Source organism: Bacillus sp. GbtcB10, from assembly GCF_019091365.1.
Lineage (GTDB): Bacteria > Bacillota > Bacilli > Bacillales > Bacillaceae > Bacillus > Bacillus altitudinis.
The window spans coordinates 123,737-138,846 of sequence record NZ_JAGXJP010000006.1 but is presented as its reverse complement, the minus strand read 5'-3'; the positions used below and the strand labels follow the sequence as shown (position 1 = coordinate 138,846).

Annotated in this window: 13 protein-coding genes; 7 read left to right on the top strand and 6 right to left on the bottom strand. The window is 42.7% G+C overall.

Annotation, left to right across the window (positions count from 1 at the left end; all coding sequences use genetic code 11):
• The first annotated feature begins 141 nt into the window (after window positions 1–141).
• Window positions 142–837, top strand: a complete 696-nt coding sequence (locus KVT11_RS18265; protein ID WP_046527591.1) for a response regulator transcription factor — start codon at window positions 142–144, stop codon at window positions 835–837.
• Window positions 827–2,254, top strand: coding sequence for a sensor histidine kinase (locus KVT11_RS18260; protein WP_007498154.1), 1,428 nt, complete (start codon window positions 827–829; stop codon window positions 2,252–2,254). The genes KVT11_RS18265 and KVT11_RS18260 overlap by 11 nt, the downstream gene beginning before the upstream one ends.
• Before the next feature lie 186 nt (window positions 2,255–2,440).
• On the opposite strand, the gene KVT11_RS18255 is transcribed toward KVT11_RS18260, so the two are convergent.
• The 4 genes from KVT11_RS18255 to KVT11_RS18240 form a co-directional block, all read right to left on the bottom strand.
• Window positions 2,441–3,286, bottom strand: coding sequence for a GAF domain-containing protein (locus KVT11_RS18255; RefSeq protein ID WP_025206746.1), 846 nt, complete (start codon window positions 3,284–3,286; stop codon window positions 2,441–2,443).
• Between the two features lie 152 nt (window positions 3,287–3,438).
• On the bottom strand, window positions 3,439–4,815 hold the full coding sequence (locus KVT11_RS18250; RefSeq protein ID WP_008347247.1) for an aspartate kinase: 1,377 nt from the start codon (window positions 4,813–4,815) through the stop codon (window positions 3,439–3,441).
• Window positions 4,816–4,989: 174 nt separating this feature from the next.
• Complete coding sequence (locus KVT11_RS18245) at window positions 4,990–6,423, bottom strand: MDR family MFS transporter (RefSeq protein ID WP_007498149.1); 1,434 nt, start codon at window positions 6,421–6,423, stop codon at window positions 4,990–4,992.
• A 16-nt stretch (window positions 6,424–6,439) separates the two neighbouring features.
• Window positions 6,440–7,306, bottom strand: a complete 867-nt coding sequence (locus tag KVT11_RS18240) for a TetR/AcrR family transcriptional regulator (protein WP_223255659.1) — start codon at window positions 7,304–7,306, stop codon at window positions 6,440–6,442.
• 247 nt (window positions 7,307–7,553) lie between these two features.
• Here KVT11_RS18240 and KVT11_RS18235 point away from each other — a divergent pair, with 247 nt between their 5' ends.
• A complete protein-coding gene (locus tag KVT11_RS18235) occupies window positions 7,554–7,865 on the top strand; it encodes an ArsR/SmtB family transcription factor (RefSeq protein ID WP_026050045.1) in 312 nt (103 codons plus the stop codon).
• A gap of 81 nt (window positions 7,866–7,946) precedes the next feature.
• On the opposite strand, the gene KVT11_RS18230 is transcribed toward KVT11_RS18235, so the two are convergent.
• Complete coding sequence (locus KVT11_RS18230; protein WP_210552304.1) at window positions 7,947–8,498, bottom strand: DUF4865 family protein; 552 nt, start codon at window positions 8,496–8,498, stop codon at window positions 7,947–7,949.
• A 99-nt stretch (window positions 8,499–8,597) separates the two neighbouring features.
• Here KVT11_RS18230 and KVT11_RS18225 point away from each other — a divergent pair, with 99 nt between their 5' ends.
• A complete protein-coding gene (locus KVT11_RS18225; protein WP_210552305.1) occupies window positions 8,598–9,329 on the top strand; it encodes a LysR family transcriptional regulator in 732 nt (243 codons plus the stop codon).
• 66 nt (window positions 9,330–9,395) lie between these two features.
• Here the strand turns inward: KVT11_RS18225 and gabR are convergent, their stop codons facing one another.
• A complete protein-coding gene (gabR, locus tag KVT11_RS18220) occupies window positions 9,396–10,820 on the bottom strand; it encodes a MocR-like transcriptional regulator GabR (RefSeq protein WP_007498139.1) in 1,425 nt (474 codons plus the stop codon).
• A gap of 108 nt (window positions 10,821–10,928) precedes the next feature.
• On the opposite strand from gabR, the gene gabT reads away from it, so the two are divergent.
• The 3 genes from gabT to KVT11_RS18205 are packed head-to-tail and all read left to right on the top strand — an operon-like array spanning window position 10,929 to window position 15,024.
• Window positions 10,929–12,245 (top strand): 4-aminobutyrate--2-oxoglutarate transaminase, encoded by a 1,317-nt coding sequence (gabT, locus tag KVT11_RS18215; RefSeq protein ID WP_035390451.1) that lies wholly within the window; start codon window positions 10,929–10,931, stop codon window positions 12,243–12,245.
• A gap of 21 nt (window positions 12,246–12,266) precedes the next feature.
• Window positions 12,267–13,655: an APC family permease gene (locus KVT11_RS18210; protein ID WP_017358512.1), complete on the top strand. Its 1,389-nt coding sequence runs from the start codon at window positions 12,267–12,269 to the stop codon at window positions 13,653–13,655.
• Complete coding sequence (locus KVT11_RS18205) at window positions 13,630–15,024, top strand: NAD-dependent succinate-semialdehyde dehydrogenase (RefSeq protein WP_007498133.1); 1,395 nt, start codon at window positions 13,630–13,632, stop codon at window positions 15,022–15,024. The genes KVT11_RS18210 and KVT11_RS18205 overlap by 26 nt, the downstream gene beginning before the upstream one ends.
• The last annotated feature ends 86 nt before the right edge of the window (window positions 15,025–15,110 follow it).

The window sequence follows — 15,110 nt, the reverse complement described above, 5'->3', positions numbered from 1 at the left end:
CAGCTCCATCAAAAAGTATGAATAAAAGATGACCAAAGCATGATAAGTTCATGAAATCGTATCAATCCAATTGAGATTTGAGAAGGAACATGTAAAATAAAGCTACATAAAGAAAAACAAAGGCAACAGCGGAGGCTGATGATGAAAATATTAATGATTGAAGATAACCAGAGTGTTTGTACAATGACGGATATGTTTTTTCAACGAGAAGGGTTTCAAGCGGAATTCGTCCATGATGGATTAGAAGGATTGAATCGATTTAAGCAAGAGGAGGATTGGGATCTGCTCATCTTAGATGTCATGCTTCCTTCAATGGATGGACTGACCATTTGTCAAAAAGTACGCCAGATTAGTGATGTTCCGATTATTATGCTGACAGCAAAGGAAACGGAATCTGATCAGGTGCTGGGCTTCGATCTTGGGGCAGATGATTATGTGACAAAACCCTTTAGTCCGCTCACCTTAATGGCAAGAATCAAAGCAGTGAAACGACGTTTTGCTCAAACAACATCTACTGAAGAAGGAGCGAAAGAGGACGAACGGCTAGAGACTGAACATTTTCAGTTAGATAAAAAAACGAGAGAAGTGTTTCTAGAGGGGAAACGGATCGAAAATTTAACGCCAAAGGAATACGATCTGCTGTGCTTTTTTATACAGCATCCTCGGCAAGTATTTTCACGAGAACAATTGCTTGAGCAAATTTGGGGATACCAATTTTATGGTGATGAACGAACAGTTGATGTTCATATTAAACGATTGCGCCAAAAAATCGGAGACGGACCTAAGCCCTTTCTGTATACGGTATGGGGCGTAGGGTATAAGTTCGATGAAGATTAAATATTTTTACCAGTTGCTGATTAGTCACCTTGGGTTATTGCTCATTGCCATCATTATTATCAGCACCTTGATGTCTCATTTTGTGAAAGATATTGCTTATCAAAATAGGGTAGACGAAATGAGTTCGTATGGGAATGAAATTTTGGAGAATTTTAAACAATTGTCGAAAGCCGAGATGAACTTCCGTTTGCGTCCATTTGAAGACATTCTTTCGACGAGACAAATCCGTTTTTTCGTCTTTGATGAAAAAGGGACTGTGCTATCTCAGCAGCAAGAGATGCCGCCGCATGAAGCGTTACTCACAAAAGATTTGTGGGCCAAGCTCGCAAAAGGAGAAGAAATTATTGTCAAGCGAAGTGATTCACGCCGGCTTGATCAAGAAGCATCACTTGTGGCACTTCCTGTCATGGAAGACGGAAAGCTGAAGGGCGGGGTGGTGCTCATAGCTCCTATTCAAGGAGCAGAAGAGCTGATTGCTCAAATGAACCGGTATTTATATATCATCGTGTTTGTGGCATTGACGATTACCTTTATTCTCAGTCTGTTTCTGTCGAAGTTCCATGTGAATCGTATCAAAAAACTGAGAGAGGCAACTGAGAAAATTGCGCATGGTGACTACAACATTCATCTTGAAAACAAACACCTTGATGAAATTGGTACACTAGGTGAGGATTTTAATATGATGGCCAATCGTCTTCAACGGTCAAGAGAGGAAATTGACCGGCTCGAAAAGCGTAGGCGACAATTCATCGCAGATGTGTCTCACGAATTGAAAACACCGCTGACGACCATTCGAGGGTTGGTCGAATGGCTGAATACTGCGGATGTGCCGGCAGAAGAGAAAGAGAAATGCTATGCGCTCATCACTGATGAAACAAAACGAATGTTGCGTCTCGTCAATGAAAATATGGATTATGAGAAAATCAGGTCGAATCAAATCACTCTTCAAAAATTTCACTATCCACTCATTGATACGTTTGAAGTGATTAAGGAGCAGCTGAGCCGAATGGCTGAAGAGAAAAACAATCAGCTCATGGTAGAGGTTCACCCTGAACAAAAGGTATACGCAGATTATGACCGGCTCATTCAAATTCTCGTCAACATCACAAAGAACGCCATTCAATTTACAGAAGGCGGCCGTATTTCTTTGAGAGGGAAAGAAGAGAATGGGGAAACGATCATTGAAGTAGAAGACACGGGAATCGGCATTGCACCTGAAGAAGTCAAACACATTTGGGAACGTTTTTATAAAGCGGATATTTCGAGAACGAATACACCATATGGAGAATACGGACTTGGATTGTCGATTGTCAAGCAGCTTGTGGACTTGCATGACGGACAGATTGATTTAAAAAGCGAAAAACATAAAGGAACAACATTTATCATTCGTTTACCGCTACCACAAGAAAAGGGCTAAACTCCGTTTAGCCTCAGCGTGTAGACAAACCCTCGCATTCGGTGTCAGTCCTGCGTGCCGGTGCTCACGAATGTGAAATTCGCTCCGCGCCGGTACTCGTCTTTCCTAGGGCTGCAAAGGTTTTCTATCACGCTGAAAAGAAGAAAAGGGCTAAACTCGGTTTAGCCCTTTTTGGTGTATCATCACTTATTCTGTTTTGGAAAACGTTAGGCCGATATGAGCAAGTGCCTGCGGTAAATCCTTACGAATGGTGATGTCTTTAAATGAAATATTCGATTGAATCGCATTTAGCGCAAGGTCTTGCTTTATTCCTGTTAAAACAGCTGAAATGCCTAAAAGTCTTAACGTTTGCGCATAGCTGACCAAGTATTGAATGCTTTGTTCATTGAGTCGTTTTGTCCCTGAAACATCAATGACCAAATGAGAGAGCGACAGCCTGTAGCTTTCCTGTAAAATGGTTTCTAAAATATGCTGCGCACGTGTCTCTTCGATATCACCAAGAAGAGGGAGCACGGCGACACCGTCAACAACAGGTACGATCGGTACAGATAATTGCTGAATCTGCCGATTGGCCTGGTCGAGTTCTAAGACGTAACTCAACAAAGATGCCATCGTTTCAAACATATGAACATGCTCTTCTGTAAATTGCTGCGGCCTTAGATCAAGTCCACAAATGGTTCCATAGTTCGTACCATCAGTAAAATCGATGGGAACCCCAATAAATGATCCGCCTTGCAGCTGTTTCGTGACGTCTAAGTTTTTTGAACGCTCGTCCAAGCGGATATCAGGGATCAACAGCGTATCGCGATGATCGACCGCCAGCTTGCAAAATGTCTTCTCGTAAGGATTTTCTTCCCCTTCTTCAAGAAGCTGCTCGTCTTGATTTAGCACTTTCACAATCTGATTGGTGTTTTGATCATTTTTAGCAATAAACAGTGTATTCACATGAATGAATTGACTCATCATGTTTAAAATACTTGTAGAAGCATCATGAAAATTGCGAAACTGTTTTAATAGTTGTTGACGAGGCATGGATTAGGACTCCTTGTAGCTCCGATCAATGGCCGGAACAATAGTTGATTTGTCTCTATCATACAAAATCAAACGAGAAATAGATATACTTTAATGCGCAAATCGTGCGAGATCAAAAAGACTGCCGATCCGGAGATCTGACAGTCTGCTGATTAAATGGAGACAGGCACCGTGGACATAGAGAAAAATTCCTCATATAAGGCTTGAACGGCTTCTTTTTCTTGAGCCGCTTTGACGCCAAACATCATGCTCACCTCTGAAGAGCCTTGGTTGATCATTTCAATATTCACTTTGGCTTTTGACAGCGCTTTTGCCGCTCTTGCTGTTGTACCAACATTATGACGCATCGCTTCTCCTACGACCATAATAAGCGAGAGGTTCCGCTCTAGAACCACTTCATCTGCATCAAGTACAAGCTTTAATCGGTCTAAAAGCTCTTGTTCAATCTGCTGCTCCTCCAGCTGATCCTGTCTTAAAATAATGGTCATATCATCAATGCCAGAAGGCACGTGTTCATACGTAAGTCCATATTCCTCTAACGTTTGCAACACCTTACGTCCAAAGCCCACTTCTCGGTTCATCAAATACTTGGAGATATAAATACTGCAAAATCCATTGTCTGATGCGATTCCCACAACAGGGCCATTCGTATGATCCCGTTGATTTACAATTTTCGTACCTTTGGCCGTTGGATTATTGGTGTTCTTAATCTGAACAGGAATGCCTGCCCGAAAGGCTGGAATAAGTGCCTCATCATGAAATACAGAAAAACCCGCATAGGACAATTCACGCATTTCACGATATGTCAGCTCTGTGATTTCCTTTGGTTCATGAACGATCGTTGGATTGACGGCGTAGACTGCATCCACATCCGTAAAGTTTTCATACACATCTGCCTTCAGTCCATTTGCCAAAATGGAACCGGTAATGTCTGATCCACTGCGGGAAAAAGTGACGATATCACCCGCTAGACTAAAACCGAAAAAGCCAGGGAACACAATGATGCCAGAGCGTTCTCTTAATTTGTACAAATGATCATACGATTCTGGAAGGACTTGCGCTTGACCAGGCTCGTCGCTGACAAATAGACCGGCTTCTTTTGGATTCACATAGTGCGCTTCGACGCCTTGATGCTGAAAGTAGGCTGCAATCAGCTTTGCGTTATTATCTTCACCGCTTGCTTTAATCGCATCAAGATAACGCTCAGGATGAGAAGAATCAGCCTGTAATAACGTGTTTACATCTTGCCGGATGGTGTCAATAATGTCATGACCTAACCCCAGCTCATCCGCAATCGATGCATATCGCTCGATGACAGCTTCTTGTAAATCGTGTGCTTCACCTAAACGTAAATATTGTTCACCGCAGCTAATTAATAGATCGGTGACCTTCGTATCCGTTGAATGCCGTTTTCCTGGTGCGGAAACAACGACTGCTTTTCGAGCTGGATCTGCTGTGACAATGTCAAATACCTTTTGCAGTTGCTTGCCAGAAGCAAGAGAACTGCCACCAAATTTAACGACCTTCAATGCATACATCTCCTATAGTAAAAATTTTCTCACAAATTGAATAGTTTCTATTATCAACTCTTTTCTTCAAATTATCAAGGTTTTTCTTCTCTATATGAACAAATGTGTTTTCTGAGAGGACGATGTGTGTAAATATATGAAAAAAGAGCCGGCGATATGCCGAGCTCTTTGTCTTTATGAAGAAGAGGACGAAGAAGATAACTCCTGCTTCATCACTTTGTTTTTACGTTTTTCTTTTAAGAAGAATGAAAGGACGAGTCCAATGACCGCAATAGCACCAGACACGATAAATGACGTATTCATGCCATGAACGGCTGACTTCATTGGATCGGATAATGCTGCATTGGCAGCAGAGCTGCTCATAATGGAGACAAGCACAGCCGTCCCGATAGAGCCGCCCATTTGTCTCATTGTATTATTCATTGCTGTCCCGTGCGGAATCAAATGCGGTGGTAACGAGTTAATACCGGCTGTTGTCAGCGGCATCATGATCATCCCAACCCCGATTAAGCGAAGCGTGTAGGCCACTGTAATGAGGGTAATCGATGAATCAAGGCTGAGCATCATAAATGGCAGGGAAGTGACAGCTAATATCGTAAACCCGCCTAGAGCCAGCCCTTTACCGCCTACTTTGTCAAAAATTCGTCCGATAATCGGTGATAGGAATCCCATAAAGAGAGCCCCTGGCAATAAGATCAGCCCTGTATCAAGGGCAGATAATCCTCTGACATTCTGCGTATAGAGCGGCAGAATCGTCTCTGTTCCAATCAGTAAAGCAAAGACGAGCATACCGAGGAAGGTCGTTAAGCTAAAGATCGCAAACTTAAAGACGCCAAACTCAAGCATCGGTCTTTTCAAATTCGACTGACGCAGGATAAAGAAGAACAAGCTCACAGCGCCGACAATGAGTGAAATCAGAACGGTCGCACTCGTCCAACCATACGTTCCGACACTTGAAAATCCGTACAGCAGTCCACCAAATCCGAAGGAAGACAGGATCACCGATAAGACATCGATACGAGTGTCTCTTTGCTGTGTGACATTTTTCATTAAGAAGAAAGCAAGAATGAGATCAATAATACCGATTGGTAGAACAATATAGAATAAGAACTTCCAGCTAAAGGAATCGACAATCCAGCCGCCAAGTGTTGGTCCAAGCGCCGGTGCGAATGAAATCACTAGTCCGACCATACCCATGGCTTGCCCGCGTTTTTCTTTTGGGAAAATGGTTAAAAAGATCGTTTGCATGAGCGGCATTAAAATCCCTGCGCCAGCTGCCTGCACGATACGTGCTGCAAGTAGCACCGGGAAATTCGTGGCGAACGAAGCAAGAATGGTACCTGCTGTAAAAATGCTAAGAGCCGTTAAGACTAAAGAACGGCTTGAAAATTTCTCAATTAAAAAGGCCGTAATTGGGATGAGAATCCCGTTTGTCAGCATAAAGGCTGTGGTCAGCCATTGGCCTTTACTGACATCGATATTGAATTCTTCCATGATATGCGGGATCGCTGGAATGAGAAGCGTTTGGTTTAAGATCGCAACGAACGCCCCAACGAGGAAAATCCCAACAATCACAGACCGGTTATACGATGTTGTTGATTGGTTCATATTATCCCTTCTTTATCTATAAAATAATGCTTTTCAGCTGTGACACGTTTTGAGATAAAACGCTGTGTTTGCCTAAATAATCAAGCAATGAGCTAATTAAAAAGGTTCTCGGTTGGTCCTTTGACAGTTCTTGACTCAGCAGTTCAAACGCAGAGAGGAGATCGTCCTTTTCTTCTCCATTTGAGAGTGTGTGAAGCTCTTGTTTCAACTTTGTTAAGTACGAGATGACAAGCTTTTCTTCATCATATTCTTCCTGTGTGGAAAGCAAATAAGAGTCCATCAGCTGATCTGTTAGCACAGGCTCAATGGAGCAAGGCTTTATTGATACACGGTCCATTACACCGATGATCATTTCGGCGGCATTTTCTAATTGGATGTTCTTGTGCTCAATCGCCAACATCAAGATGAATTCTCTCATTAATCCGTTGAGGACAATCACAAGATCCCACACATAAGGCGCAACAGATTCACCATATGTGCTTAAAATGATGTCTCTGTGCCGCTGCATGATAATGGAGCGTGTCTCACGTAAATGCTTAATGACGATGGGCGAATGCTGTGAAAAAGCTTCAAAGGACAGCATATTCAAAAATTTATGATTCTCTTTAAACTCTTCAAGCTCAAGCTTAATCTTTTTTGTGAATTTTTCCTTTTTAGACAGCGTCGTTTCGGAATGAATGATCTGAGAAATCTCTCTCATTTTGCGCTGATTGTATTTAATCAGTTCCAATAGAAGAGCTTCCTTTGAATCAAACAGTTTATAAATAGACGCTTTTGATATTTTACAGGCATCAGCAATTGACTGCATGGAGACACTCATATAGCCTTTTTGAGAAAATAATTTCTTCGATACCCGCAAAATCTCTTCTTGCTTTTCGTTCATCTTCATAAGTCCTTTCCGAATCGGCAAAACCATATGGTCACAATGGAAACCGAGTGGTCACTTTTGCTATGATAACAAAACCAATGGCACATGACAAGAAAATGAACTTAAAAAAATACATGTCTCAATGACATGTATCCGATTGTTGACAAAGGGCTAAAATGAACTTGATTTTAGCCCTTTGTCTTTTTTGTCATAGGCGAGTAACGAGATTGTATGTTAGAACAAAATACGATACATTTATCGTATGAATAATCCAAATCATCCAACCCAAGAAAACATGAGACTCATTTCTGTGCTGCAAGCATTGGCTGACCCTGTTCGGCTGGAGATTGTCCGCTGCTTAGCAGAAGCGGGTGAGAGAACATGCGGTACGTATCATATGAACATTGCCAAGTCCACGCTGTCGCATCACTTTAAAGTACTAAGAGAGGCAGGCATCGTGAAAGTGAGAATTGACGGGAAGCACCGTTACTACTCTCTCAGAAAGGACGACATTGATATCGCTTTTCCAGGCCTCTTGTCATCCGTATTAGCTGTAGACAAGGAGCGGTGGTAAGAGAATCTTGCATCAACAAATGACAAATCCCCAAGGCATTTTAACCTTGGGGATTTGTCATGCGTCTCGTGTAAAACGGAATTAGGCCATTGAATGATCCATAGACAGATGGACAATGTCATAAATGTGAATCTGCTGCTCTATATTCTCTGGTAATGAGTCCAGAAAAGAATATTTGACGCATTTCCATTTATCGGGATTATATACGATGACTTCACCCTTATTGTCGTTGAAATGGGAAAAGAGATGGGCGATATCTAGATTTTCAAGGCAATCAGTAGGATGAATCGTCACATACTCTTCAAGAACGAATGTGCTACGATGAAAGTCATTTGTTAAATGAACGGAATACGTGATGCCAATATTGATTTGTTTCCAGCCAAAAGAACGTAAAATATGATCAAATGACCCCTTAAACACAAAATCCGTCATGCCCTCAGATTGTTTCCAAATATACAATGGGCAATAGCCATTGTGTAAACTTCTATGTTTGTCTTTTTCAGTGATCAAATAAGCTTTAAATAATAAATCCTGATATCCATCTGTTTTCCATCCATTGTTCAGTACTCTTTTTCTAATGATATTCATATCATAATCCGCAGGCAGATCCACATGATATTGCATGGCATGCATAGAAACACTCCCTTTCAATAGCCATCATAATCGACTTCAAACCAGTTGAATAATACATATTTGTGTTATTGTTATCACAAAAAGTGATAGGTGATCATGATGAATATAAATGATTTGATTATTTTTATAGAGGTGTATCAAAAAGAATCGATTAATCAAGCGGCTAAAGCTTTAGGGTATGCGCAATCCAATATTTCTCAAAGAATCAAAGCGCTTGAAACTTTATATGATTCAACATTTTTTATCCGGCATCATCATGGAATCAGTTCAACAGGACAGGGGGATTTATTTTATCAATACGCTCAAAAAATCGTAAAAGAAACGAAGGACATTCAACAAAAATTGACTTCACAGAAAAAGACCGTTTTATGCTCTGAACTTCTATTTAACGTTTTGTACGAGCAACGAGTTTTAGAGGATATTCAAGCCACTGATTTTATCATTGCTTCATCAAGTACGATCAACAAAAAGTTAACAGAGGATGTGTATGATCAAATTATTTCTTTTAATCAAATGGAAAAACCGGAATATCAATTAAAAGAGGTAAAGAGCTTGGCATTGAACGTATATGGAAAATCCAAAGAGATATACGATGATGATATTTCATTGGTCGTGAATCGTGATCAGCTTTGCCCATTAAGACATGAGGCCACGCGTATGCTGGGTGATCGAACCCTATTTGAGTTAGATTCGTTTGAAGGAATGATCAAAATCGTTGAACAGGGAGATGGTATTGCGTTACTGCCAACCAACTTAAAAAGCCTTCAAACACTCGTGAAATTGCTAGAAAAAAATATTCACATCAACTATTACGTTTATGAAAGAATGTGATCGTAACACTCCTCTGTCGGTTTAGTCCCGTCAAAGGAGCGCCACGATTCATCTACATGAGCTGTTTCATTTCCCATAAATCGAGTCATACAGGCGTTTCACCGCTGGCTTAATATCCTCTGGCCGCATGTGCGAAAAGCCGAGGACGAGCGGGACAAAGCCTTCTTTGTGACCAGGCACATGCTCATCAAGGGTAAAACGGTCCATCCCGTACATTTTCAGCTTTCGGTCTTTGGCGCGTTGTAAAATCTCATGCTGCGTCCGATCTGAGCGGAATTCTGCGATAAAATGCAGCCCTGCATTTTCCCCGATAATCCGTACATTGTCACGAAAGACAGTGTCGAGTTCTCCAATGAGCTGTTTTCGTTTTTCCTCATATAGCCCATTCATTCTTTTAATATGCCGCTGATAGGCGCCATCTTTTATAAAATAAAGAAGGGTGTATTGTGTAAAAAGGTTAGCCGTTTGAATAAAAAAGTGCTGTTCTTCTTTATAGCGTCTTAATAAATGCTGCGGCAGCACCATGTAGCTGATCCTCAAGCCGGGCAGCAATGATTTCGAAAAGGTCCCCATATAAATGACTTTGTCATAGCGGTCAAGGCTCTGCAGCGCCGGTATGCTGTCTGTGCCGTACTTAAATTCACTGTCATAATCGTCCTCAATGATATAGCGATCTGGCTGATCAGCTGCCCAGTTTAATAGCTGTATCCGCCTAGAAATCGGCATGATCACCCCTGTTGGGAACTGATGAGAAGGCGTAATGATCAAGACATTTGGCTCTTTCTTCTGAATATCGCTCATCCGCACCCCTTTTTGATCAATGCCAATCGTTTCAATCCGGTGATGATTGTTTTTCAGCATTTGATACAGTCTGCGGTAGCCGGGGTTTTCTAATCCATATATTTGATCAGCTGGAAGGATGCTAGATAACGAATGAATGAGCGACTGTGTACCTGCACTTAAAATGAGCTGTTCAGGGTAGCATTTGACCCCTCGTGCAAGTCCAATCAGCCGGGCAATCGTTTCCCGCAGCTCATAGACGCCTTGTGGGTGCGGCAGCTCACCAAAGGCGTCTTGGTGGAGATGAATCGCTTTTTGCTCACTTTTCAGCCAGCTTTTAAAAGGAAAATTGGCTGTATCAACAGAAATATGTGAAAAGGAATACCAGTCATCTCGCTCAATCGGATTTTCCTTTAAATCTGCTGGAAGGGAAGAGGGTTTCAGTTGACCTGATTCATGAAATGTTTCCAGTGATTCCACAAAAAAGCCTTTCCGTTCAACTGAATATAAATATCCCTCGGCAAGCAGCTGCTGATAGGCGCCATTCACTGAATTGACGCTGACGTTTAAAGTATCTGCTAACTCTCGTTTAGATGGTAATTGATCGTGTGGTTGCAGGTTACGGTTTAAAATTTCCTCTTTAATTTTTGTATAAATTTGATGATAAATAAATCCGTTTTCCCCTGTTTGATCTAGTTGAATTGTCAGCATCTCGTCATTCCATCCTCTCTGGTACCATGAAAAAAATGATATTGGTACTTTCTATCATACCAAAAAATATTCAGAATAATAAAAAAGACATAAAGGGGATGGATGACAATGAGTCAAACGACAACAAACCGTTTTTCAACAGAGGAATGGCAGGGGAAAAGAGATCAATACGTCGCAAGAGGCGTAAGTAATGGCAACCGTCATCTTGCAGCGAAAGGGAAGGGAGCCGAGCTTTTCGATATCGACGGCAATCGTTTTATCGATTTTGCAGGGGCCATCGGTACATTAAATGTAGGACACTCTCATCCAAAGGTTGTGGAAGCAGTCAAAGCGCAGGCAGACAGCCTGATTCACCCAGGATTTAATGTCATGATGTACGAATCCTATATCGAATTAGCAGAAAAGCTATGCCACCTTACACCAGGCGACCATGACAAAAAAGCCATTTTCTTAAATTCAGGTGCAGAAGCGGTTGAGAACGCAGTGAAAATTGCCCGTAAATATACGAAAAGACAAGCGGTTGTCTCATTTACAAGAGGGTTCCACGGAAGAACGAATATGACGATGAGCATGACAAGCAAGGTCAAGCCTTATAAATTTGGATTCGGCCCATTTGCATCAGAGGTCTATCAAGCGCCGTATCCTTATTACTATCAAAAACCTGAAGGATTAAGCGATGCAGCCTACGACGAATACATCATTGATCAGTTCAATCAATTCTTTGTCGCAACCGTTGCACCAGAAACGGTCGCTTGTGTGGTGATGGAGCCAGTCCAAGGGGAGGGCGGATTCATTGTACCATCGAAGCGTTTTGTCCAGCACGTCGCTTCATTCTGTCAGCAGCATGGAATCGTATTCGTGGCAGATGAAATCCAAACAGGATTTGCAAGAACAGGGAAATATTTTGCGATTGAGCACTACGATGTGGTGCCAGACTTAATTACTGTGTCAAAATCACTTGCAGCTGGCCTGCCGCTGAGCGGTGTTGTTGGCAGAAAAGAATTACTTGATGCAGCGGACCCAGGGGAGCTAGGAGGAACGTATGCTGGCAGTCCATTAGGCTGTGTGGCAGCTTTGGCTGTACTTGATATTATTGAAACAGAACAACTGAATGAACGATCTGAATACATTGGACAAGTCATTGAGGACAAAGCGAATGAGTGGAGAAGTAAGTACTCATTCATCGGGGAAGTCCGGCGATTAGGGGCAATGGCGGCCATTGAAATTGTGGAAGATCAAACAACGCGTACACCAGATAAGAAGACAGCCGCAGCGATTGCAGCCTATGCAAACAAGCACGGACTACTCTTATTAACGGCAGGGATCAATGGGAATATTATTCGCTTTTTAACACCACTTGTCATCACAGATGAGCTGCTGCAAGAAGGACTAGGGATTATCGAAGACGCCTTCACAGCACGCTAAACAACAAAGGGGGATGGTTGTATGCAAAAACAACAAATGGCTAAAACCATGTCGCAGTCAGACGTACTGTTTTTATCCATTGGTGCAATGCTTGGCTGGGGCTGGGTTGTACTTTCGGGAGATTGGATTTTAACAGCTGGATTTTTAGGAAGTGTGATTGCCTTTGTCATAGGGGGCATTCTCGTCATTTTTATTGGGCTAACGTATGCAGAGCTTTCCTCTGCGATTCCAGAAACAGGCGGAGGACTCGTCTTTGTCCAGCGGGCATTTGGGATCAAATCAGCGTTTGTCTCCGCATGGGGCGTATTGTTCGGTTATGTGTCCGTGATTACGTTTGAAGCTGTCGCACTTCCGACAGTCATTGACTATGTCATTCCAACACAGCATGTTGGTTTCCTATGGAATATAGGAGGATGGGATGTTTACTTTACATGGGTATTGATTGGATCTGGCGGTGCACTGTTTTTAACAGCTCTGAACTACATTGGCGCAAAGCCTGCTGCCATTTTTCAATCGGTGTTCACAGTGGCCATTATCCTGACAGGTTTTCTTCTATTAGGCGGAGCTACATTTAATGGAGATTTTGCAAACCTTGAGCCGATGTTTCAGGGCGGGGTTGGCGGTCTGATGGCTGTGTTAGTGATGATTCCCTTTTTATTCGTTGGGTTTGATGTCATCCCGCAGGTAGCGGCGGAGATTAACGCACCTAAGAAGATCATCGGGAGAATTTTGATTATCTCCATTGTGAGTGCGGTTGTATTTTATCTGCTCATTGTCTTTGGAGTAGCGGCAGGATTGTCAAAAGGTCAGCTTGAGGCTTCATCACTGGCAACAGCAGATGCCATGGTACAGCTTCTTGGTCATCAGGCGTTTGGGACTGTGCTTGTCATTGGTGGTGTAGCAGGCATTGTGACGAGCTGGAATGCATTTATCATTGGTGCAAGCCGTATCCTCTATGCAATGGCGGAAAGAGGCATGATTTCCAAATGGTTTGCGTATATTCATCCGAAGTATAAAACACCGACAAATGCCATTTTGTTCTTAGGTGCACTTGCATTTTTTGCACCATTACTAGGCCGACCTGCCCTCGTGTGGATTGTTAATGCAGGCGGTGTGGGCATCATCGTTGGGTATTTGATTGTGTCCATTGCCTTTATGAGACTTCGCAAGACAGAACCTGAGCTTGAGCGACCATACCGCATTAAATATTGGCGGACGACCGGCGTTTTAGCCATTGGACTCAGTTTCCTTTTTCTTTCATTTTATTTTCCAGGGATGCCGGCCTCCTTATCATGGCCAGCTGAATGGATTTTGCTTTTAGGTTGGGCACTCATTGGGTATATACTATATGTAATGAATCCAAGAACGAAGGAGAAGGTAGAGCATGACAAACGAACTCAAAGTGTATAATCCTGCAACCGGAGAAGAAATTGCCTCAGTTGCTCAGCATACAAAAGAACAGATTGAAGATGCGATCACTCGCTCACACAAAGCATTCAAAACATGGGCAAAAACGTCGGCCCATGAACGTGCAAATATCATTCGCAAATGGTTTGATCTCATGATCGAGCATAAAGAAAGACTTGCAAAAATCATCACAGAAGAAAACGGGAAGCCGTATCAAGAAGCATTAGGGGAAATCGTCTATGCCGCTGGATATATTGAGTGGTACGCAGAGGAAGCAAAGCGGATTTACGGTAGAACGATCCCATCTCATACGACAAACAAACGCCTATTTGTCACAAAACAGCCAGTCGGTCCTGTTGCGGCGATTACACCATGGAATTTCCCTGCGGCGATGATTACAAGAAAGGCAGCACCAGCGCTTGCGGCGGGCTGTACGTTTATCGTGAAACCTGCTGAAGACACGCCGCTTACGGCCATTGAGCTTGTCAAATTAGGCCATGAAGCCGGAATTCCAGAGGATGCCTTACAATGGGTGATTGGAGATGGAAAAGAAGTGGGGGAAATCTTCACAGATAGTCCATTGATCCGCAAGATCACATTTACTGGCTCAACACCAGTTGGAAAACATCTCATCAAAAACAGTGCGAGCACAGTGAAACACGTTTCTATGGAACTTGGCGGTCATGCCCCGCTGATCGTAGATAAGGACGCCAACCTTGAATTGGCTGTGAAACAAGCAGTGGCATCTAAATTCCGTAATGCAGGCCAGACGTGTGTTTGTGCCAATCGCTTAATCGTCCATGAAGAAATTCATGAAGCATTTGCGCAAAGCTTCAGCAAAGAAGTGGAAAAGCTGAAAGTAGGAAATGGGTTTGAGGAAGGCACGTCCATCGGACCGATTATCAATAAGCGAGGCTTCGATAAAATTGTCGACCAAATTCAAGATGCCGTGGATAAAGGGGCGAAAGTTCTTGTCGGCGGCGATACACATTTTGACGATGAGAAGTCGTATTATTTTGTTCAGCCGACGGTGCTAACTCATGTCGACCCTTCAATGAACATTATGCATGAAGAGACGTTTGGTCCAGTTGCACCCATTACGACATTTAGCACATTAGATGAAGCCATTGAATTAGCAAATGATACACCTTTTGGACTTGCGGCTTATTTCTTTACAGAGAATTACCGCAATGGTCTCTATATATCTGAGAATCTAGATTACGGGATTATTGGCTGGAATGACGGGGGACCATCCGCTGTGCAGGCACCTTTCGGCGGTATGAAAGAGAGCGGTATTGGTCGTGAAGGCGGCATCGAAGGCATCGAGCCTTATTTAGAAACGAAGTATGTGTCAATTGGTTTAGACGAATAACATGTGAAAAAGACTGTCCGAGAAGCCTCGGCAGTCTCAGCGTGTAGGCAAACCCTCGCATTCTTTGTCAGTCCTGCGTGCTGGTG